This is a genomic window from Streptomyces hokutonensis, from assembly GCF_000376565.1.
Classification (GTDB): Bacteria; Actinomycetota; Actinomycetes; order Streptomycetales; family Streptomycetaceae; genus Streptomyces; species Streptomyces hokutonensis.
The window spans coordinates 14,022-35,484 of the sequence record NZ_BARG01000029.1 but is presented as its reverse complement, the minus strand read 5'-3'; the positions used below and the strand labels follow the sequence as shown (position 1 = coordinate 35,484).

General features: G+C 70.4%; 17 protein-coding genes. 4 read left to right on the top strand and 13 right to left on the bottom strand.

From position 1 onward, the window contains the following. Nucleotides 1-69 precede the first annotated feature (69 nt). Nucleotides 70-1,071 (top strand): NADP-dependent oxidoreductase, encoded by a 1,002-nt coding sequence (locus tag SSP08S_RS16210; protein ID WP_019068671.1) that lies wholly within the window; start codon nucleotides 70-72, stop codon nucleotides 1,069-1,071. A 7-nt stretch (nucleotides 1,072-1,078) separates the two neighbouring features. On the opposite strand, the gene SSP08S_RS16205 is transcribed toward SSP08S_RS16210, so the two are convergent. From SSP08S_RS16205 to SSP08S_RS16190, 4 genes are all read right to left on the bottom strand, one after another. Further along, complete coding sequence (locus SSP08S_RS16205) at nucleotides 1,079-1,618, bottom strand: GNAT family N-acetyltransferase (RefSeq protein WP_019068670.1); 540 nt, start codon at nucleotides 1,616-1,618, stop codon at nucleotides 1,079-1,081. 122 nt (nucleotides 1,619-1,740) lie between these two features. Then, complete coding sequence (locus SSP08S_RS16200) at nucleotides 1,741-2,589, bottom strand: alpha/beta fold hydrolase (RefSeq protein WP_019068669.1); 849 nt, start codon at nucleotides 2,587-2,589, stop codon at nucleotides 1,741-1,743. Nucleotides 2,590-2,639: 50 nt separating this feature from the next. Then, complete coding sequence (gene pruA, locus SSP08S_RS16195; protein WP_019068668.1) at nucleotides 2,640-4,271, bottom strand: L-glutamate gamma-semialdehyde dehydrogenase; 1,632 nt, start codon at nucleotides 4,269-4,271, stop codon at nucleotides 2,640-2,642. 253 nt (nucleotides 4,272-4,524) lie between these two features. Next, nucleotides 4,525-5,451 (bottom strand): proline dehydrogenase family protein, encoded by a 927-nt coding sequence (locus tag SSP08S_RS16190; protein ID WP_019068667.1) that lies wholly within the window; start codon nucleotides 5,449-5,451, stop codon nucleotides 4,525-4,527. Between the two features lie 143 nt (nucleotides 5,452-5,594). On the opposite strand from SSP08S_RS16190, the gene SSP08S_RS16185 reads away from it, so the two are divergent. Next, nucleotides 5,595-6,791: a PucR family transcriptional regulator gene (locus SSP08S_RS16185; protein WP_019068666.1), complete on the top strand. Its 1,197-nt coding sequence runs from the start codon at nucleotides 5,595-5,597 to the stop codon at nucleotides 6,789-6,791. A 32-nt stretch (nucleotides 6,792-6,823) separates the two neighbouring features. On the opposite strand, the gene SSP08S_RS16180 is transcribed toward SSP08S_RS16185, so the two are convergent. After that, nucleotides 6,824-7,093 (bottom strand): DUF6355 family natural product biosynthesis protein, encoded by a 270-nt coding sequence (locus tag SSP08S_RS16180; RefSeq protein ID WP_019068665.1) that lies wholly within the window; start codon nucleotides 7,091-7,093, stop codon nucleotides 6,824-6,826. Between the two features lie 288 nt (nucleotides 7,094-7,381). Here SSP08S_RS16180 and SSP08S_RS16175 point away from each other — a divergent pair, with 288 nt between their 5' ends. After that, entirely contained in the window at nucleotides 7,382-8,611 is a 1,230-nt protein-coding gene (locus tag SSP08S_RS16175; protein ID WP_019068664.1) for an MFS transporter, read from the top strand. A 212-nt stretch (nucleotides 8,612-8,823) separates the two neighbouring features. On the opposite strand, the gene SSP08S_RS61725 is transcribed toward SSP08S_RS16175, so the two are convergent. Together SSP08S_RS61725 and SSP08S_RS16165 are read right to left on the bottom strand one after the other, a co-directional pair. Next, nucleotides 8,824-8,982 carry a hypothetical protein gene (locus SSP08S_RS61725; RefSeq protein WP_158697167.1) on the bottom strand — a complete coding sequence of 53 codons (159 nt, stop codon included), beginning with the start codon at nucleotides 8,980-8,982 and terminating at the stop codon, nucleotides 8,824-8,826. After that, the gene (locus SSP08S_RS16165; protein WP_019068663.1) at nucleotides 8,982-9,557 is read right to left on the bottom strand and encodes a TetR/AcrR family transcriptional regulator; all 576 of its coding nucleotides are present in this window, start codon (nucleotides 9,555-9,557) and stop codon (nucleotides 8,982-8,984) included. The genes SSP08S_RS61725 and SSP08S_RS16165 overlap by 1 nt, the downstream gene beginning before the upstream one ends. 97 nt (nucleotides 9,558-9,654) lie before the next feature. Between SSP08S_RS16165 and SSP08S_RS16160 the strand changes: the two genes are divergently transcribed. Further along, nucleotides 9,655-11,217, top strand: a complete 1,563-nt coding sequence (locus SSP08S_RS16160) for an MFS transporter (RefSeq protein ID WP_019068662.1) — start codon at nucleotides 9,655-9,657, stop codon at nucleotides 11,215-11,217. A 217-nt stretch (nucleotides 11,218-11,434) separates the two neighbouring features. On the opposite strand, the gene serA is transcribed toward SSP08S_RS16160, so the two are convergent. The 6 genes from serA to SSP08S_RS16130 all read right to left on the bottom strand — a co-directional run bounded on the left by serA (nucleotide 11,435) and on the right by SSP08S_RS16130 (nucleotide 21,396). Then, nucleotides 11,435-13,024: a phosphoglycerate dehydrogenase gene (gene serA, locus SSP08S_RS16155; protein ID WP_019068661.1), complete on the bottom strand. Its 1,590-nt coding sequence runs from the start codon at nucleotides 13,022-13,024 to the stop codon at nucleotides 11,435-11,437. Nucleotides 13,025-13,256: 232 nt separating this feature from the next. Then, nucleotides 13,257-14,255, bottom strand: coding sequence for a ketol-acid reductoisomerase (ilvC, locus tag SSP08S_RS16150; RefSeq protein WP_019068660.1), 999 nt, complete (start codon nucleotides 14,253-14,255; stop codon nucleotides 13,257-13,259). A gap of 111 nt (nucleotides 14,256-14,366) precedes the next feature. Further along, nucleotides 14,367-14,894 carry an acetolactate synthase small subunit gene (gene ilvN / locus SSP08S_RS16145; RefSeq protein ID WP_019068659.1) on the bottom strand — a complete coding sequence of 176 codons (528 nt, stop codon included), beginning with the start codon at nucleotides 14,892-14,894 and terminating at the stop codon, nucleotides 14,367-14,369. A 20-nt stretch (nucleotides 14,895-14,914) separates the two neighbouring features. Beyond that, on the bottom strand, nucleotides 14,915-16,768 hold the full coding sequence (locus SSP08S_RS16140; protein WP_019068658.1) for an acetolactate synthase large subunit: 1,854 nt from the start codon (nucleotides 16,766-16,768) through the stop codon (nucleotides 14,915-14,917). Nucleotides 16,769-17,005: 237 nt separating this feature from the next. Next, nucleotides 17,006-19,981, bottom strand: coding sequence for a putative bifunctional diguanylate cyclase/phosphodiesterase (locus SSP08S_RS16135; protein WP_019068657.1), 2,976 nt, complete (start codon nucleotides 19,979-19,981; stop codon nucleotides 17,006-17,008). 455 nt (nucleotides 19,982-20,436) lie between these two features. Further along, nucleotides 20,437-21,396 (bottom strand): 2-hydroxyacid dehydrogenase, encoded by a 960-nt coding sequence (locus tag SSP08S_RS16130; protein ID WP_019068656.1) that lies wholly within the window; start codon nucleotides 21,394-21,396, stop codon nucleotides 20,437-20,439. Between the last annotated feature and the right edge of the window lie 67 nt (nucleotides 21,397-21,463).

The window sequence follows — 21,463 nt, the reverse complement described above, 5'->3', positions numbered from 1 at the left end:
ATGGACCGATCCGTTCCATGAGCGCAACCCTCTCCCCGACCCCCGCATTCCTGCCTACGGTCCCTTCCCATGACCGAGACCGACATCGCGCTCACCGTGCACCAGACGTCCCGCCCCACCGGCTTCCCCTCCCCCGCCCACTTCCGTTTCGTGGAGTCGCCCGTCCCGGAGCCGGCCCCGGGCACCGCCCTGGTCGAGAACCTCTACTGGTCCGTCGACCCCTACCACCGCGAAATGATGGACGGCGACTTCGAGTTGAACGCCCCGCTGGAGGGCCGCGCCCTCGGCCGGATCGTCGCCTCCCGTGCCGCGGCGCTGCCCGAGGGCGAGATCGTCTTCCACCGCGCGGGCTGGCGCACCCACTCGGTCCTACGGCCCGAGGAGGTCCGCCGGCTCCCCCACCACGAGGGGGTTCCCCTGTCCGCCTACCTGAGCGTGCTCGGCGGCACCGGCCTGACGGCGTACGTCGGCCTCACCCGGATCGCTCAACTCCGTCAGGGGGACGACGTGTTCGTGTCCGCGGCGGCCGGTGGCGTCGGCACCGCGACCGGACGGTTCGCCAGGCTGCTGGGGGCGGGCCGGCTGATCGGCAGCGCGGGATCGGCGCAGAAGGTGAAGTACCTGACGGAGTACGTGGGTTACGACGCGGCCTTCGACTATCACACAGCTCCCGTGGCCGAACTCCTCGCCGAAGCCGCCCCGGACGGCATCGACCTCTTCGTCGACAACGTCGGCAGCGACCATCTCGGCGCCGCGATCGGCGCGTTGCGCGAACACGGGCGGGTGGTGCGGATCGGCACGATCGGCCAGTACAACACCCCGGACGCGCCGCCCGTGATCTTCAACCACGCCGACGTGGTGGAGAAGAGCCTGCGCGTCGAGGGCTTCCTGGTGCGCAACTACCTCGACGTGCAGGAGGAGTTGTACGAGTTCGCCGTACCCCATCTGCGGGCCGGGACGCTGGCCCTGGACGTGACGGTCGTGGACGGCTTCGAGTCGATCGTGGAGGCGTTCCTGTCGATGCTGCGCGGCGGGAACACGGGCAAGGTCCTGGTGCGGGCGACCGCTTGACGCCTCGTCAGAGCACGTCCCCGTCCCGCCAGTCGAAGAGGAGATCGGCGTCGAGGTCGAGGGGCCCGGCGAGCGCGGGGCGGACGTAGGTGCTGTCCTCCTCCTCGGGCAGATGGACGATGCCGTCCGGGCCGAGGGCGGAGATCTTGCCGCCCCACAGCCGCCAGCCGCGCGCGGTGTAGAGGCGGGCGCCGTCGTCGCTCGCGCCGAGCAGACCGACGTCGTAGGCGTGGTCGACGATCCGCTCCAGCTCGGCCATGATCCGGCCGCCGTGCCCCCGACGCCGGGCGTCGGGCCGTACGCCGACCCCCTCGACGTAGCCGACCCGCAGCCAGCGGCCCTGATAACGCACCCGGCGCATGACGACGGAGCCGTGCGCGACGAGCCCGTCCTCGTCGGCGAGCAGGGCGTGGAGGCCGCCGAGGCCGTGCTCGAAGTCCTGGTCGGTGAGGTCACCGGCGAAGGCGGCGTCCAGCAGCGCGCGGGCGGCGCGGAGGTCGGCCGGGGTGAGGTCGGCCGTGTGGGCGGTGCGCATACGGATGGTCACGGGGTCAGTATCGGAGACACGGGCTCATGGCGCGCAGTCATCGGCGCATCGTCGTTGTCGCTGCGTTGACGTCAAGAGCGCGGTGAGGTCATGGGCGCGTTGTCGTCAAGACCCCGTTGTCGTCATGAGCGCATCGCCGTCGTCACCGCTTCGCGGAACCCGTGCGGGTCCTCGACCCACGGGAGATGCCCGGCGCCCGCCAGGGTCACCCGCCGTACCCGGGGCAGCGCCCGCTCCAGCGAGTCGACGGCCGACCGCGGCCTGATGTCCCGCTCCCCGTCGACGATGAGCACGGGGAGGTCGAGGGCCTCGCAGGCGGCGTACAGGGCGGGGGTGCCGGCGGTCTGTCGCGCCTCGGCGTTCAGGGCCTTGTTGCAGGCGAAGTTGATGGGGAACCACGGGTCGGCCATGCGCTCGGCGTGCTCGACTGCCCGTTTCCGGTCTTCGAACTCGGCGGACCACTGGAGCACGGCCCGTTCACGGCTGTCGCCGGGCAACTCCCGCCAGCGGGCGAGCCGTTGAGGGTCCTCGCCGAGGCGGGCGAGAAGGTTCGCCTCGAAGGCGCCGTGCCAGTCGGCGTCCGGTCCGATGCCGGTTCCGCTGACGTAGACGAGCGCGGCGACCCGGTCCGGGTGGGCGAGGGCGTAGTGCAGGGCGAGCGAGGCGCCCCAGGAGTGGCCGAGCAGCACCGGCCGTTCCAGCGCGAAGTGCCGTCGTACGGCGTCGAGATCGGCCACGAAGCGGGCGGTGGTCCACGGGCCCGCGCACGGCTCGGACCTCCCGCAGCCGCGCTGGTCCCAACGGACCACCGTGGTACGGGAGTCGAACATACGGGCCACGTCCTCGGACATGTCCCACAGTCCGGGTCCGCCGTGGCACAGCACCAGGGGTGGGGTGTCGGGCGTGCCACGGCCGGACCGGGAGGCCCACAGCCGTACTCCGTCGTCCGCCGTAACCGCCGTGTCCTGCATACGGGTTGGGGTCATGACGGGGAGTCTGCCGGGTGCGGGCGCCCTGCGGGTCAGCCCATGTGCGGATACGTGTAGTCCGTCGGTGCGACCAGGGTCTCCTTGATGGCGCGGGTCAGGGTCCAGCGCATCAGGTTCTGCGGGGCGCCGGCCTTGTCGTTGGTGCCGGAGGAGCGGCCGCCGCCGAAGGGCTGCTGGCCGACGACCGCGCCGGTGGACTTGTCGTTGATGTAGAAGTTGCCGGCCGCGTAGCGCAGCTTCTCCATCGTGTAGGCCGCCGCCGCACGGTCGTTGGAGATGACCGAGCCGGTGAGGGCGTAGTCGGACACCGACTCCATCTGGGTCAGCATCTCGTCGTAGTTCTCGTCCTCGTAGACGTGGACCGCAAGGAACGGGCCGAAGTACTCGGTCGTGAACACCTCGTTGGCCGGGTCGCTGCACTCCACGACGGTCGGGCGGACGAAGTAGCCGACCGAGTCGTCGTACGAACCGCCCGCGACGATCGTGCAGTTGGGGTCCGCCTTCGCGCGGTCGATGGCCGCCTTGTTCTTGGCGAAGGCGCGCTCGTCGATGACCGCGCCGATGAAGTTCGACAGGTCGGTGACGTCACCCATGGTCAAGTAGTCGACCTCGGCGGCGAATTCCTCCTTGAAACCGGAGTTCCAGATCGACGCCGGGATGTACGCACGGGAGGTCGCGGAGCACTTCTGCCCCTGGTACTCGAAGGAGCCGCGGGTCAGCGCCGTCTTCAACACCGCGCGGTCCGCGCTCGGGTGGGCGACGACGAAGTCCTTGCCGCCGGTCTCGCCGACCAGGCGCGGGTAGGAGCGGTACTTCTCGATGTTGGTGCCGACCGTCTTCCACAGGTACTGGAAGGTCTTGGTGGACCCGGTGAAGTGGATGGCGGCGAGGTCGCGGTGCTCGAGGGCGACCTTCGACACCTCGATGCCGTCGCCGGTGACGAGGTTGATGACGCCCTTGGGGAGCCCCGCCTCCTCCAGCAACTGCATGAGCAGCACGGCGGAGTGGGTCTGGGTCGGCGAGGGCTTCCACACCACGACGTTGCCCATCAGCGCGGGCGCGGTCGGCAGGTTGCCCGCGATCGCGGTGAAGTTGAAGGGCGTGATCGCGTAGACGAAGCCTTCGAGCGGGCGGTGGTCGAGGCGGTTCCACACGCCCGGGGAGTTCGCCGGGGGCTGCTCGGCGAGCAGGTCGCGGGCGTACTTGACGTTGAAGCGCCAGAAGTCGACGAGCTCGCAGGGACAGTCGATCTCGGCCTGCTGGGCGGTCTTGGACTGACCGAGCATGGTGGAGGCCGCGAGGGTCTCGCGCCAGGGGCCGGAGAGCAGTTCGGCGGCGCGCAGGATGATCGCGGCGCGGTCGTCGAAGGACATCGCGCGCCAGGCGGGCGCGGCGGCGAGGGCCGCGTCGATCGCGTCCTGGGCGTCGTCCTGGGTGGCGTTGGCGTAAGTCCCGATCCGCGCCTTGTGGTTGTGCGGCTGGACGACGTCGAAGCGCTCGCCGCCACCCATCCGCCGCTCGCCGCCGATGGTCATCGGCAGGTCGATCGGGTTCTCGGCCAGCTCCTTGAGCTTGACCTCGAGACGGGCGCGCTCGGGAGAGCCGGGCGCGTAGCCGTGCACCGGCTCGTTGACGGGGGTGGGGACCTGGGTCACAGCGTCCATGGAGTACCTCTTCCGAGTGATTCCCGGGCTTCAGCCGGGGGGAGCTGAAGGGTTTGCGTATGGTGAGCGGCGGTCAGGGCTTGACCGTCACGGGCTCGCTGCGGCGAGTTCGCGAGAAGCCCCTTCGGGGGCGGAGTCACGAGATCCGTAACTCCTTTCCGCGGATCTGGGTCCGGCTCAGCCGGCCGCGGGGCGGCTGCCGTCGCCCTCCGAGCACTCGTCGGAGGCCAACGGCAGCCGCTCACCCCGCACATCAGCCTTTGGTGATCATGCTGCGGGCGAAAAATCGCAGGTTGGCCGGCTTCTCCGCCAGGCGGCGCATGAAGTAGCCGTACCAGTCCGTGCCGTAGGCCGTGTAGACGCGCATGCGGTGGCCCTCGGCGGCGAGCCGCAGATGCTCGTCGCTCCTGATCCCGTACAGCATCTGGAACTCGTACTCGTCGAGCTTGCGGCCGGCGCGCCGGGCCAGTTCCTGCGCGATGGAGATCAGGCGCGGGTCGTGGGACCCGATCATCGGGTAGCCGGAGCCCTCCATCAGGATCCGCAGAATCCGGACGTACGCCTTGTCGATCTCGTGTTTCTGCTGGTAGGCGACCTCGGCGGGCTCCTTGTAGGCGCCCTTCACGAGCCGGACGCGGCTGCCGGCCCCGGCGAGGCGGCGGGCGTCGGACTCGGTGCGGAAGAGATAGGCCTGGATGACGCAGCCGGTCTGCGGGAAGTCCTTCCGCAGCTCCTCGTGGATCGCGAACATCGAGTCGAGGGTGGTGTGGTCCTCGGCGTCGAGCGTGACGGTCGTACCGATGGCGGCGGCGGCCTCGACGACCGGCCGGACGTTGGCGAGGGCGAGTTCGTGACCTCCGTCCAGCGCCTGACCGAACATGGAGAGCTTGATGGACATCTCGGCCCGGGTACCCAGTTCGAGCTCCGCCAGCCGGTCGACCAGCAGGAGGTAGGCGTCACGGGCGGCGGCGGCCTGCTCGGGAGTGGTGATGTCCTCGCCGACGACGTCCATCGTCAGCTCCAGGCCCTTGGCGGTCAGGTCCTGGACGATCGGCACGATCTCGTCGACGGTCTCGCCGGGGATGAAGCGGTCCACGACCTGCTTGGTCACCGGCGCCGCCGAGATCAGCCGACGCATCTGTTCGCTGCGCGAGGCGGCGAGAATCACGGGACCCAGCACGGGGTACCTCCAAGCGGTCGGACATACGGGGAACCACCGTGAAACCTAGGGTTGTCTCCGATCGTCGACCATCGACAGCTGTCACGCATCCGTGCCTCAGATCTCAGACAGATGTATGAAGGCGGCACCGATTCGGCGGGGGAATGCGCGAGAATGCCCGGGTGACATCCGATTCCAGAGGCGACTACCAGGAGCTCGTCGACGAGATCTCCGAACTGCTCGGCGCCCCGGCGACCCTGGAGAACCGCGACTTCGAGCTGATCGCCTTCGGGGCCTACGACGGCGAGGGCGACCTGGACCCGGCAGCCCTGGACCCCGTCCGCACCCGCTCGATCCTCACCCGGCGCTCCACGGCGGCGATCCGCACCTGGTTTGAGGGCTTCGGCATTACGCGGGCGACCGGCCCGGTCCGGATCCCGCCCACCCCCGAGGCGGGTGTCTACCGGGGCCGCATCTGCCTCCCCGTACGCCATCGGGGCGTCGTCCTCGGCTACGTCTGGCTCCTGGCCGACGACCCGGGACCCACCGCCCCGCAGCTGGACGCGGCCATGGAGGTGACGTCCCGCATCGGCGCGCTGCTCGCGGACGAGGCGCAGCACGGGGCGGATCTCAGCCGGGAGCTGCGGGCGGTGCTGACCGCCGAGCGCGGCTGGCAGGGCGACATGGCGATGGCGGCCCTGCGCACGGCCCTCGGCACCCGCGGCGACGGCCCGTACACGCTGGTGTGCGTCGCCCCCTGGCCGTCCGCCGACCCGGACGACGCCCCGTCCGCCCGTACGGTGCCGCACGCGACCGCGTTGTGCACGGTCCCGTGGGGAGCCGCGGAGCAGCAGTGCCTGGCGGTGCTGGTACGGCTGCGGTCGACGGACGCGGGAAGTTCGGCGGAGGCAGCGGCGACCCGTCTTCTGAAGGACGGCCCGCCCGGCGCCCACCGCGCGGCGGGCATCGGCCGGCCCCGCACCGGCCTCACCGACCTCGCCACCGCCTGGCAGGAAGCCACGGCGGCGGCCCGCACCGCCCTCGCCGAACCCCGTTTCGCCCCGGTCGCCGACTGGTCCCGCATCGGCCCGTACCGCCTCCTCACCAGCCTCCCCCCGGACTCCGCCCACGACCCGGCGGTCGGCCCCCTCCTCTCCCCCGCCCACCACGAACTGGCCCGCACCGCCGAGGTGTACCTCGACCGCGCGGGCCAAGCGGGGCGTACGGCAGCCGAGTTGGGCATCCACCGCCAGACGCTCTACTACCGCCTGTCACGGGTGGAACAGCTGACGGGTCTCGACCTGGACGACGGGGAGGACCGGCTGCTGCTGCACATGGTGTTGAAGGGGGCGCGGCTGTAAGGCAGTTGGGGGCTACTGAGCGATGCGAGGCGTCAGCAGGTCCGCCCGACGTAGTACGCCCCCTGGATCTTGCGGGCGGAGCCCAGCCAGGTCGTGCCGGGCCTGACGCATGCCTCGTGGTCGCGTGCCCGGGCGACCTTGACCTTGATGACGACATGCGAGCCGTCCCTGGTGCAGTGGCGGTAGTAGGCGTCGGTACTGGTCTTGTAGAAGCCGCAGGGGGCGGGGGACGCGGGGGTGGCGGCGGCCACCGTGCCGAGCGAGGTGAGCACGAGGGCTGCGGCACCGAGGGCACTGGTCACGACACGACGAACTCGCAAAGGGGACTCCTTGGTCGGCGATCGGTTGGGCGTTCGGACGGTGTGAATACCGGCCCTACGATCGCCGCGCCGGCCGACCGGGTTGATCGAACACCGTGCCATTCACCCGGGGAATCGATTTGTCGATGGACCGATCGAGTGACACTCACTCGAAGAGCGGTACGGTCTCCGCCACGAGCGGATACGGCGCGGCCGTGAGTGACCGGGGCCGGTCCAGTGGCCCGGAATTGGACCTGCCGGGCGACCCGGCCGGAACCTAGTGTCGACGTCATGACGACCGGCCAGACCTCCGGCTCCCCGACTCCGCCGAGGCCCAACTGCCCTCCCGCCGACGCCACTTCGGGCAGGCGCCCCCCGCTCCTGACCCGCCCCCTGGTCCTCCGCTTCGTCAGCATGGTCGGCGCAAGTCTCAGCTTCTTCCTGCTGCTCTCGGTCGTACCGGCGTACGCGGCCGAGCGGGGTGGCGGTGGCGCGGCGGGGCTCGCGACCGGTTCGTTGATGCTGGCGACGGTGCTGGGCGAGCTGGTCACGCCCCGGCTCATGAACCGCTTCGGGTACCGACCGACCCTGATGGCAGGGCTGTTGCTGCTCGGTGCCCCGGCCTTGGTACTGACCGTCTCGGGCGACACCGCGTGGGTCGTCGCGGTGTGCTTCGTGCGCGGGCTCGGTTTCGCGCTGACGATCGTCGCGGGCGGCGCCGTGACCGCGTGGCTGATCCCGGACCAACGCCGGGGCGAGGGGCTCGCGTTGGTGGGCCTGGTGTCCGGTGTGCCGTCACTGGTCGCGCTGCCGCTGGGCCTGTGGCTGGCCGAACACCTGGGGTTCGGGCCAGTCGCCGTCGCCGGGGGCCTCGCGGCACTGGCCGCGATCCCCCTCGTCACCGGCCTGCCCGACCCGACGAGCAGGGCCGACCGCCCCGATGAGCCGATGGGTGTCGTACGAGGCCTGCGAACAGCCGCTCTGCTACGGCCGGTTGTGGTCTTCGCGGCCACCGCGACCGCAGCCGGCATCATCGTCACGTTCCTGCCGCTGGCCGTGCCCACGGCGTCCGCCGGAGTCGTCGCGGTGGCCCTGTTCACGCAGACCGCGGCCTCCACCGCGACGCGCTGGCTGGCGGGCCGCCACGGCGACCGGCACGGCAGCGACCGGCTCGTGCTGCCCGGACTGCTCCTGTCGGCCGCGGGCGTCCTGGTCGTCGCCCCGACCGCGAACCCGGTCGCCGTCGTCGCGGGCACCGCCCTGTTCGGCGCGGGCTTCGGCATCACCCAGAACGCCACGCTGACCCTGATGTACGCCCGCGCCTCCACCGCCTCCTACGGCACGGTCAGCGCCCTGTGGAACCTGGCCTACGACGCCGGAATGGGCGTAGGCGCGGCCGGCTTCGGCGCCACGGCCGACCTGACCGGCTATCCGTGGGCCTTCGCACTGACCGCGCTGCTGATGCTGGTGGCGGTGGCACCGGCGTTGTGGGACCGGCGAACACCCGCCGGATCACGATGACTTCGGCGCCCCGACGAATCCCCGCGCCTACGGGACCGGCGGCGCGGGGCACGACCGCGGCCGGACGACCCACCAGGTCGGCGCGCCTCGCGCAAGCCCTCCGGCACGGGGCGAAGCCCCTCGAAGAGCGCGTCCCCATCAGGCGCGGCCATCGGGCCGATCGTCCGCCGGGCGGCGACACCGGCACTCCGGGCCGACGAACAACCAGCGGATCACCCCACCTTCCGCACACCCTCCAGCAGTTGGCGGAGCCCCTCGGCGAGCCGGTCCACGTCGGGCGCGACCATCGGGCCGAGCATCCGCCGGGCGGCGGCACCAGCACCCGCACCCGCACCCGCACCCGCACCCGCACCAACGAACGACCCGCGCATCACCCCACCTTCCGCGCACCCTCCAGCAGTTGGCGGAGCCCCTCGGTGAGCCGGTCCGCGTCCGGGGCGGTCTTCGGGTCGAAGGTCCACTGCATGATGAGGCCGGACATCACGACCATGTAGAACGAGCCGAGCGTGTCGGCGGTCTCGTCCGACACCTCCTCCTCCGGCACCCCCATGAGCAGCGAGACGAGGCCTCGGCCGCCCTCGCGCTGTGCGAGGGCCAACTGGTCGCGGGCCTCCGGCAGTTGGTTGCCCATCGCCATGATCTCCCCGCTGAGCCGCCACATCGAGCCGGGCTGGCGGAGGGAGGCGACGACGTTCGACCACACCTCCCTGAACCGTTCCAGCGAGCCGGGCGCCCCTTCGAGCCGGTCGCCCCACTCGAAGGACATGTCGTCCACCAGCGAGACGTACGCCTGCGCGAGCAGCGCGTCCTTCGAGCCGTAGTGGTAGCCGATGGACGCGAGGTTCGTCCCCGACTCCTTCACGATGTCGCGCGCCGTGGTGCGCGCGAACCCCTTCTCCAGCAGGCAGCGCTTCGCGCCTTCGAGCAGATCCTCACGGTGTCCCATGCCCGTCACCCTACCGCCGATCCATACAGCCGTCCTATACGTGCGACTTACACATCCGTTCTAGACAAGCGTTTAAGACGCGCGTACATTCACTGCCATGACGAACTCACCGAGCTCGACGAACCCCGCGAGCACCCCCGACTCCCTTGCCGGGCGCCGCGAATGGACCGCCCTCGGCGTCCTGATGCTCCCGCTGCTGCTGGTCTCCATGGACGTCTCCGTCCTCTACTTCGCCATCCCGGCGATCAGCGCGGACCTGGAGCCGAGCGGCACCCAGCAGCTGTGGATCTTCGACATCTACGCCTTCGTCCTGGCCGGCCTGCTGATGACGATGGGCTCGATCGGCGACCGCATCGGCCGCCGCCGGCTCCTCCTGATCGGCGCGGCCGCCTTCGGCACCGCGTCCTTTGTCGCCGCCTACGCGAACAGCGCCGAGACCCTGATCGCCGCCCGCGCGGTCCTCGGCATCGGCGGCGCGACCCTGATGCCCTCGACGATGGCGCTGCTGCGCACGATGTTCACCGACCCCGGCCAGCGCGCGAAGGCGATCGGTCTGTGGTCAGGCGTGATGACCGCCGGTGTCGCGCTCGGCTCGGTGCTGAGCGGTGTCCTGGTCCAGTACTTCTGGTGGGGCTCGGTCTTCCTGATCAACCTCCCCGCGATGGCCCTGCTCCTGCTCATCGGCCCGTTCCTGCTCCCCGAGTCGAAGAACCCGGCCCCCGGCCGCTTCGACTGGCCGAGCGTCCCGCTGTCCCTGGCCGCGGTCCTGCCCGTGATCTACGGCCTCAAGGAGATCCCGTCCGAGGGCTGGCACGTCCAGTACGTCGTCTCGATCACGGTCGGCCTGCTCTTCGCCACGCTCTTCGTCCACCGCCAGCGCACCACCGCCTCCCCGATGATCGACCCGACCCTCTTCCGGGCCCGCGGCTTCGCCCCCTCCGTCCTCCTCAACCTCATCTCCGCCTTCGGGATGATGGGCTCGGCCTTCTTCACCACGCAGTACCTGCAGTCCGTGCTCGGCAAGAGCGCGATGGAGGCGGCCCTGTGGGCGCTGCTCCCCTCGGTGCCGATCGGCGCGGCGGCCCCGCTCGCAACAACCCTTGTACAGAAGGGAGTCGACCGCGCCTACGTCGTCGCGACCGGCTTCGCCCTCGCTTCCGGCGGCTACGGCATGCTCGCCCTCACCGGCACCGACTCCCTCTGGCTCGCCCTGGCCGCCGCCGGAGTCCTCGCCTCCGGGATCGTCATGGTGATGTCCCAGATCATGGACCTCGCGATGGGCAGCGCCCCGGTGGAGAAGGCGGGCGTAGCGTCCTCGCTGATGGAGACGGGCGCGGAGTTCGGCGGCGCGCTCGGCATGGCAGTCCTCGGCTCCATCGGTACGGCCCTCTACCGCCACGGCATCCCGTCCTCGGCCCCCGCCCCGGCCCACGAAACCCTCGGCGGCGCACTGGCCGTCGCCCGACAGCTACCGGGGCACACGGGAGATGCCCTGACAGCGACCGCACGGGAGGCTTTCACCGACGGCATGCACGGAGCGGCGATCGCGGGCGCGGTACTGCTGCTGGGCGCGGCGATCGCGGCGACGCGGACCCTGCGGGGGCTGCGGGTGCAGGCACCGGAGCGGGTGGCGGCGGAGCCGCAGGAAGCACAGGCGTGAGACCCCAACACACAGCAACGCCGGGCGGGTTGAGGATTCTCTCCTCGACCCGCCCGGCGTTCACGTACAAACGCGGTCGGTGCCCTTTCAACGCAGGCCGGCAAAATCCAGCCCGTTGGGGGTCCCCCTCTGGGGGAGTTTGAGGACGAGGCCCCTTCAGGGCCGATCGGGGGTCTGGGGGCGGAGCCCCCAGCACCACCTCAACACCAGACCAGGATCAGACGAGGTTGACCGAACGAGCCGACGTCGCGCCGATCTCCTCGGCCACCTCCGCCAGCACGCCCGCGGCAACCGTGTCGTCGACCGTCAGCACGGCCAGCGCCTCGCCACCCGCGACCGACCGCGACACCTGCATACCGGCGATGTTGATCCCGGACTCACCGAAGATACGGCCGACCGTGCCGACGACACCGGGACGGTCCTCGTACCGCAGCACCACCATGTGGTCGGCGAGCGCGAGGTCGACGTCGTAGTCGCCGACCGCGACGATCTTCTGGAGGTTCTTGGGGCCGGCCAGCGTGCCGGAGACCGCGACCTCCTCGCCGCTGCTCAGCGTGCCGCGCACGGTGACGACGTTGCGGTGGTCGGCGGACTCGGAGCTGGTCGTCAGCCGTACCTCGACGCCGCGCTCCTGCGCGAACAGCGGGGCGTTGACGTACGACACGGTCTCGTCGACGACGTCCTCGAACACGCCCTTGAGAGCGGAGAGTTCGAGCACCTTGACGTCGTGCTGGGTGATCTCGCCGTAGACCTCGACGTCGAGGCGGACCGCGACCTCGCCCGCGAGGGCGGTGAAGATGCGGCCGAGCTTCTCGGCGAGCGGCAGGCCGGGCTTGACGTCCTCGGCGATGACTCCGCCCTGGACGTTGACCGCGTCGGGGACGAGTTCACCGGCGAGCGCGAGGCGCACCGACTTGGCGACCGAGACACCGGCCTTCTCCTGGGCCTCGTCCGTGGAGGCGCCGAGGTGCGGGGTGGAGACGACCTGGTCGAACTCGAAGAGCGGGGAGTCGGTGCAGGGCTCCTTCGCGTACACGTCGAGGCCGGCGCCGGCGACGCGGCCCTCCTTGAGCGCGGAGTACAGCGCCTCCTCGTCGACGATCCCGCCGCGCGCGGCGTTGACGATGCGGACGGTCGGCTTGACCTTGCGCAGCGCCTCGTCGCCGATCAGACCGACCGTCTCCGGGGTCTTGGGCAGGTGCACGGTGATGAAGTCGGAGACTTCGAGCAGCTCGTCGAGCGACAGGATCTTGACGCCCATCTGCGCGGCCCGCGCGGGCTGGATGTAGGGGTCGTAGGCGACGACCTTCATCCCGAACGCGGACATGCGCTGCGCGACGAGCGCGCCGATGCGGCCGAGGCCGACGACGCCGAGGGTCTTCTCGGCCAGCTCGACGCCCGTGTACTTGCTGCGCTTCCACTCGCCGTTCTTCAGCGCGGCGTTGGCCTGCGGGATGTGGCGTGCGGTCGCCAGCAGCAGACCGCAGGCCAGCTCGGCGGCGGTGACGATGTTCGAGGTGGGGGCGTTGACGACCATCACGCCGGCCTTGGTGGCGGCGGAGACGTCCACGTTGTCCAGGCCGACGCCGGCTCGTGCGACGACCTTCAGCTTCCGTGCGGCGGCGACCGCTTCGGCGTCGACCTTGGTGGCCGAACGGATCAGGATCGCGTCCACGTCGGCGATCGCGGGGAGCAGCTCGCCCCGGTCGGCGCCGTTGCAGTGGCGGATCTCGAAGTCCGGGCCGAGGGCGTCCACCGTCGCGGGCGACAGCTCTTCAGCGATGAGTACGACAGGTTTCGAGCTCACGTGAGTCCTCACAAGTCCATTGCGTGCGGACGGCCGTCCCGACGGCCGCAGGCGGTGGAGGTACGGGCCGCGTGGAGACGCACGACGCTGTGGGCCTGACGCGTATGTAGTACGGCAGTGTAGTGGCGCTCCGACAGTCGTCTTACGCCTCTGCGGAAGGATCACCCGTCCGAGGCTGGACGGGTTGGACAAAGGGGCCGGAGCTGTTGCTCCGGCCCCTCGGCCCCGGGGCTTACGCCTCTTCGTCGACCCAGCTCATCAGCTTGCGGAGCTGCTTGCCGGTGGTCTCCAGCAGGGACTCGGCGTCCTTCTGCTTGTACTCGTTGTACTTCTTCAGGCCACCGTGGTACTCGGCCATCCACTCACGCGCGAACGTGCCGTCCTGGATCTCGGCGAGGACCTGCTTCATCGTGGCCTTGGTCTCGTCCGTGATGATCCGCGGGCCGGTGACGTAGTCGCCCCACTCGGCGGTCTCGGAGATCGACCAGCGCATCTTCTCCAGGCCGCCCTCGTACATGAGGTCGACGATGAGCTTCAGCTCGTGCAGGCACTCGAAGTACGCGATCTCGGGCTGGTAGCCGGCCTCGGTCAGCGTCTCGAAACCGGCCTTGACCAGCGCGGCCGTACCACCGCAGAGAACGGCCTGCTCACCGAACAGGTCGGTCTCGGTCTCCTCGGTGAAGGTCGTCTTGATGACGCCGGCGCGGGTGCCGCCGATGCCCTTCGCGTACGACAGCGCGAGCGCGAAGCCGTTGCCGGTCGCGTCCTGCTCGACGGCCGCGATACACGGAACGCCGCGGCCCTCCTCGTACTGGCGGCGCACCAGGTGGCCCGGGCCCTTGGGGGCAACCATGCAGACGTCGACGCCGGCCGGCGGCTTGATGAAGTCGAAGCGGATGTTCAGGCCGTGGCCGAAGAACAGCGCGTCGCCGTCCTTGAGGTTGTCCTTGATGGACTCCTCGTAGACCTGGGCCTGGATCGGGTCCGGCACGAGGATCATGATGACGTCGGCCTCGGCGGCGGCCTCGGAGGGCGTCACCACGCGCAGGCCCTGCTCCTCGGCCTTCGCCTTGGACTTGGAGCCCTCGTGCAGACCGACTCGGACGTCGACACCCGAGTCACGGAGCGACAGCGCGTGGGCGTGGCCCTGGCTGCCGTAGCCGATGACCGCGACCTTGCGGCCCTGGATGATGGACAGGTCGGCGTCGGCGTCGTAGAACAGCTCGGCCACTTTGGGTTCTCTCCTTGGTGTGCAGGTGTTGCGTCCCACCGTATGACGGCGGGCGGAATCGAAGTTCGGGGGTCTCGGAATGCGGGCGGCCGGGGCCGCCCGCACACGGGTCTACGCGGAGCGGTCGAGCGCGCGCAGCGAGCGGTCGGTGATGGAGCGCGCGCCGCGGCCGATGGCGATCGTGCCGGACTGGACCAGCTCCTTGATGCCGTACGGCTCCAGCATCTTGAGCATGGCGGTCAGCTTGTCGCTGGAGCCGGTGGCCTCGATGGTGACGGCCTCCGGGGAGACGTCGACGGTCTTGGCGCGGAAGAGCTGGACGATCTCGACGATCTGGGAGCGCGTCTCGTTGTCGGCGCGCACCTTCACCAGAACGAGTTCGCGCTGAACGGCGGAACCCGGCTCCAGTTCGACGATCTTCAGCACGTTGACGAGCTTGTTGAGCTGCTTGGTGACCTGTTCGAGCGGGAGTGCCTCGATCACGTTCACCACGATCGTGATGCGGGAGATGTCGGGGTGCTCGGTGACTCCGACGGCGAGGGAGTCGATGTTGAAGCCGCGCCGGGAGAACAGGGCGGTGATCCGGGCGAGGACACCTGGCTTGTTCTCCACCAGGACGGAGAGCGTGTGCTTGGACATTTCTCTGTGGTCTCTCTCGCTCAGTCGTCTTCGTTGTCGCCGAAGTCGGGGCGGACGTCCCGGGCGAACATGACCTCGTCGTTCGAGGTGCCGGCGGCGACCATCGGCCACACCATGGCGTCCTCGTGGACGATGAAGTCGATCACGACGGGGCGGTCGTTGATCGAGTTCGCCTCCTCGATGACCTTGTCGAGGTCGTCGGGGGACTCGCAGCGGATCGCGTAACAGCCCATCGCCTCCGACAGCTTGACGAAGTCGGGGATGCGGGTGCCCGCGCTCGGCTGCTTGCCGTCCGCCTCCGGGCCGCTGTGCAGCACGGTGTTGGAGTAGCGCTGGTTGTAGAACAGGGTCTGCCACTGGCGGACCATGCCGAGGGCGCCGTTGTTGATGATGGCGACCTTGATCGGGATGTTGTTCAGGGCGCAGGTGGTGAGTTCCTGGTTGGTCATCTGGAAGCAGCCGTCGCCGTCGATCGCCCAGACCGTCTGCTCGGGGGCCCCGGCCTTGGCGCCCATCGCGGCCGGGACCGCGTAGCCCATGGTTCCGGCGCCGCCGGAGTTGAGCCAGGTCGCGGGCTTCTCGTACTTGATGAACTGCGAGGCCCACATCTGGTGCTGGCCGACGCCCGCCGCGAAGATCGTGTTCTCCGGGGCGAGTTGGCCGATCCGCTCGATGACCTGCTGCGGGGAGAGCGAGCCGTCGTCGGGCTGGTCGTAGCCGAGCGGGTAGGTCTCGCGCCAGCGGTTGAGGTCCTTCCACCAGGCGGTGTAGTCGCCCGTGTGCCCCTCGCTGTGCTCCTTCTGCACGGCCTGGACCAGGTCGGCGATGACCTCGCGGGCGTCCCCGACGATCGGCACGTCGGCGGCGCGGTTCTTGCCGATCTCGGCCGGGTCGATGTCGGCGTGGACGATCTTGGCGTACGGCGCGAAGCTGTCCAGCTTGCCGGTGACGCGGTCGTCGAAGCGGGCTCCGAGGGCGACGATCAGGTCGCTCTTCTGCAGCGCGGTGACGGCGGTGACCGAACCGTGCATGCCCGGCATTCCCACGTGCAGCTCGTGACTGTCGGGGAATGCGCCGCGCGCCATCAGGGTGGTGACGACGGGCGCTCCGGTGAGTTCCGCGAGGACCTTCAGCTCGCCGGTGGCGTGCGCCTTGATGACGCCGCCGCCGACGTAGAGGACGGGCCGCTTCGCGGCGGTGATCAGCTTGGCGGCCTCGCGGATCTGCTTGGCGTGCGGCTTGGTCACCGGGCGGTAGCCGGGCAGGTCCATGACCGGCGGCCAGGAGAAGGTGGTCTTCGCCTGGAGGGCGTCCTTCGCGATGTCGACCAGCACCGGTCCCGGGCGGCCGGTGGAGGCGATGTGGAAGGCCTGCGCGATGACGCGCGGGATGTCCTCGGCCCTGGTGACCAGGAAGTTGTGCTTGGTGACCGGCATCGTGATGCCGACGATGTCCGCCTCCTGGAAGGCGTCCGTACCGATCGCCTTGGACGCGACCTGCCCGGTGATCGCCACGAGCGGCACCGAGTCCATGTGCGCGTCGGCGATCGGCGTCACCAGGTTGGTGGCGCCGGGCCCTGAGGTGGCCATGCAGACGCCGACCTTGCCGGTGGCCTGCGCGTAGCCGGTGGCCGCGTGACCCGCGCCCTGCTCGTGCCGGACCAGGACGTGACGCACCCGCGTCGAGTCCATAAGCGGGTCGTACGCCGGAAGGATCGCACCGCCGGGGATGCCGAATACCGTGTCGGCCCCGACTTCCTCGAGAGAGCGGATGAGGGACTGCGCGCCCGTGACGTGCTCGGGGGCGGACGGCTGTCCTCCGGATCGGGGCCGCGGCTGCGGATGGGCCCCGGTGGCCTGCTCGGTCATCGTCATTCTCTTCTCGATGCTGAGGGTTTTTGCGAGGTTTGTGCGGGGTTCTGCTGCTGCACGACTCGATCCTGTGCAACAAAAAACCCCTCGTGCCGTGAGGCAAGCGAGGGGAGCGCGCCGGGTGCGGTCGCTGGGAGTTCCGGGTCCGTCCGGAGGTCACCAGCTTCAGCCGACGCGCTTTCCAAGTACGAGAATTCGGGTGCGCATGGGACTGACCCTCCCCCCGGCACGCACCGACTGTCAAGTGGGTGGGACGGGAGTCTCATTATGTGAGCGGAGGGCCGTTCCGCCCCCGAAAACGACGGGCACACCACTGGTGTACACCCCCGGGGCGCCGCCCGCGAACGCGGGCTCCGCGGGACCGTGCGGCACCGGATAGTGGCCGCAGGACAGGGCCCGGCGCAGCCGGTACTCGTCGAGCGGTCCGGAGAAGGCCATGCCCTGTCCGTGGGTGCAGCCCATCGCGCGCAGGGCGACCACCTGTTCCGGCAGGTCGACCCCGTCGGCCACGGACTGGAGCCCGAGGTCCCCGGCGATCCGCAGCAGCCCGCTGGTGATCTTGTGGAGCCGCGCGGACTCGACGACGCCCTCGACCAGACTGCGGTCCAGTTTCAGTACGTCGACGGGGAGCCGCCGTAGCGTCGTGATGGTCGCGTAACCACTGCCGAAGCCGTCGAGGGCGATCCGGACGCCGAGCCGCCGCAGGGCGGTCAGCCGGCGCTCCAGCTCGTCCAGGGAGACCCGCGGGTCGGTGTCGGACAGCTCGATGACCAGGGAGCCCGACGGCAGCCCGTGCCGGGTCAGCAGGGCCTCGATCGAGCCGAGCGGCATCGACTTGTCCAGCAGCCGCCGGGCGCTCATCCGCACGGCCACGGACACGGTGGGCCCGACCGCGAGGCGTTCGGCGGCCTGCTCCACGGCCTCCTCCAGCATCCAGCGCCCCAGCTCGGCGGTCTTGTCGCTGTCCTCGGCCACCCGCAGGAACTCGGCCGGCGTGAACAGCACGCCCTGCGACGAACGCCATCGCGCCTGCGTGGAGACCGACGTGATCCGGCCGTCCGTCAGCGACACCACGGGCTGGTGCAGCAGCGCGAACTCGCCGTCGTGCAGCGCGGCCCGCAGCCGGGTGGCCAGCTCCGCCTTCCGTACGACGTCCTGCTGCATCTGCGGGGCGTACAGCTCGACCCGGCCCTTGCCCGCCCCCTTGGCGCGGTACATCGCGAGGTCGGCGTTGCGCAGCAACTCCCCCGCGCCCAGGCCCGGTTCGGCGAAGGCGACGCCGATGGACGCGGCGACACGGACATCGTTGCCGTCGATCAGATACGGCTGGGACAGGGTGATTCTCAGGCGGTCGGCGAGTTCCATGATGTGCCGCTCGCGGGCCGCCCGGTCCCGGGTGCCGTCCCCGACGATCAGGGCCGCGAACTCGTCGCCGCCGAGCCGGGAGGCGGTGTCGCCGTGCCGGACCGCGCCGTCGAGTCTGCGGGCGGCCTGGATGAGGAGCTCGTCCCCCGCCTGGTGGCCGATCGTGTCGTTGACGGCCTTGAAGCCGTCGAGGTCGATGAAGAGGACGGCCGTACCGCGGTCGGTGGAGCGGCGGCCGGACAGGGCCTGCTGGACGCGCCTGGTGAACAGGGCGCGGTTGGGCAGGTCGGTGAGCGGGTCGTGCTCGGCGTTGTGCTGCAACTGCGCCTGGAGGCGCACGCGTTCGGTCACGTCCCGGCTGTTGAAGATCAGGCCGCCGTGATGGCGGTTGACGGTCGACTCGACGTTGAGCCAGCCGCCGTCGCCGGAGCGGAAGCGGCACTCGATACGGGTGTTGGACTCCTCGAAGGGGCTGGCGGCGAGGAAGCGGCGCACCTCGTGCACCACACAGCCGAGGTCCTCGGGGTGGATGAGCGAGGCGAGTTCGTTCCCGACCAGTTCCTCGGCGGCCTTGCCGTAGACACCGGCGGCGGCCGGGGAGACGTAGCGCAGGATGCCGTTCGGGGCGGCGATCATGATGACGTCGCTGGAGCCCTGCACCAGGGAGCGGAAGTGGTTCTCCTTCTGGGCCAGCTCCTGGGTGAGGGTGATGTTGTCGAGCAGCATGATGCCCTGGCGGACCACGAGGGCGAGCACCACGCAGCCCGCGGTGATGAGCACCACGCGGTCGGGGCTGCGGCCGTTGAGGACGTTGTAGAGGATCCCCAGCGTGCAGACGGCGGCGGCGAGATACGGGGTGAGCGCGGCCAGTGAGCCGGCGATGGGCCGGGTGGCCGGATAGCGGCCGTGGTCGCCGCCCGGCGCGGGTGCCGGGTGCTGGACGCCGGAGCGCTGTCCGGGCCGGTGTTCGTGGACCACGCGCGTGTGCCCGTCGTCCTCGGGCTGGGCGTGCCGGGGCGCGGCCCACGGGGCGTAGGCGAGGAGCAGCGAGCCGGCGAACCAGCCCGCGTCGAGCAACTGGCCGGAGTGGTAGTTGTTGTGGAGCAGCGGCGAGGTGAACAGGGCGTCGCACATCACGGTCAGGGCCAGCGCGCCGATCGCGGTGTTCACGGCGGTGCGGTTGACCGAGGAGCGCCGGAAGTGCAGCGCGAGCACCATGCTGACCAGGGCGATGTCGAGCAGCGGGTACGCCAGGGAGAGCGCGGTGTGGGCCACGCTCGGCCCGTCGAACTTGGCGGCCTGGGCCAGCGCGAGGCTCCACGAGAGCGTGAGCAGCGAGCCGCCGATCAGCCAGGCGTCCAGCGCCAGACAGACCCAACCCGCCTTGGTGACGGGCCGTTTGGCCAGCACCAGGAGGCCGACGATGGCGGGCGGCGCGAAGCACAGGAAGAACAGGTCGGCGAAGCTGGGGCTGGGCACGGTGCGCTCCAGGACGACCTCGTACCACCCCCAGACTCCGTTGCCCAGTGCCGCCATCGCCGAGGAGAGCGAGAACAGCAGCCAGGCGGGTCGAAAGCGGATACGACGGCTTCGCGCGTAGAGGAAGCAGGAGACGGCGGCGGTACCGGCCGCCGCGCTGAGTCCGAAGTCGCCCATGATCAGGGCTACTTGGCGCGAGCCCCAGTCGAGCGCGGAACCGACGGCGTATCCCGCGCACACCAGGGCCAGGACGAGTTGCTGGACCAGGCCCCAGCCGCCGGAGGCCGGCGGTCCCGGCTGCCGCGCTCCCGGCGAAGTCCGGTCCCGGAGGGCCGCATTGAGGGTGGTCGTCGCAGACGGTGGCGAACTCACCGGGCCCTCCCGGTCCGTGTCGCTCCCCGGTCCCGCGGGCCCCGGTGCGCTGGATGGGCGTGCCTGCGGCGGCCGTTGTGCCTGCGGTGGTGATGGCTGGGGTGGCTGGGCCGGCCGCCCTGACCGCCGCGGCTGTCGTGACCGCTGTGATTGCCGTGATCGCCGTGGTGGCCGCGTCTGCGCGCGGCGGTGCGCCAGGGTCGCCGCCGGCGGCCCCGCCGCGTCGGATCGCTCGTCCATAGGCCGTGCATCGCCCGTCGCCCCCCTCACAGTCTGAAATGTCCGTCCCCGGCGCCGAACGGTGCGCGGCGCAGCCCCTGCCGGGACGATACACCAGTCTCGTCACTCAGGGACATAGTTCCTCTACGCTCCGTGACGACCAGCGGAGATGCGTGCACGCCCCGCTTCCGGAAGGTTGCGGAGGGTACCGGAAGCGGATTGCGCGCCTGTTGCGGCTACTCGGTTGGTCCTGTCGTAAGGATCACGTTGCGCAGCGGCTCATGGTTCACGAACCGCCCCAACTGGTCCACAACCAGACGCTTCGCACGCGGCAGGAACGCCGACGTGGGCCCACCGACATGCGGACTGATCAGCACCCCGGGCGCCTGCCACAACGGGTGCCCCTGGGGCAGCGGTTCGGGGTCGGTGACGTCCAACGCGGCGGTGATACGGCCGCTTTCCAGCTCCGCGAGCAGCGCCTTGGTGTCCACGACGGGACCGCGGGCCACGTTGACCAGCAGCGCCCCGTCCTTCATCCGGGCCAGGAACTCGGCGTCGACCAGATGACGGGTGGTCTCCGTGAGGGGCGTGGACAGGATGACGACGTCCGCGTCCGGGAGCAGGGCGGGCAGGTCGGTGAACGGATGCACCGGTCCGCGCTCCGTGGTGCGCCCGGAGCGCGCCACGCGCGCCACCCGCGCGAGCTCGAAGGGAGTGAGCCGGTCCTCGATGGCCGCGCCGATGGCGCCGTAGCCGACGATGAGGACGGACCGGTCGGCGAGCGCCGGGTGGAAGTCGCCCTGCCAGCGCTCCTGTTGCTGCGCCCGCACGAACTGCGGGATGCCGCGCAGCGAGGCGAGGGTCAGCGCGAGCGCGAGTTCGGCGGTGCTCGCCTCGTGCACTCCGCGGGCGTTGCACAGCCGCACCCCCGGGACGATCAGGGAGAGGTCCGCGGTCATGTCGTCGATCCCGGCCGTCAGCGTCTGAATGACCTGGAGATTCCGCATGTGTTCGAGAGGCCGTGTCTTCACGGGGTGACGCTTCATGTACGGCACGACGTACAGAACGCAGTCAGCCGGATCACCGGGGAACTCCTGATCGCCCTCCTCACCTCCGTCCCAGAACAGGTAGTCGGGCCCCTCGGGGAGCCCTTCGATCTCCTCCGGCGGGATGGGCAGCCACACGTCGACAGTCATGGGCAGGAGGCTATGTCAGGCACGCGCGCGCGTAGAGGTTAGGTTGGTGGGCCAGGAGAGGGAGGGT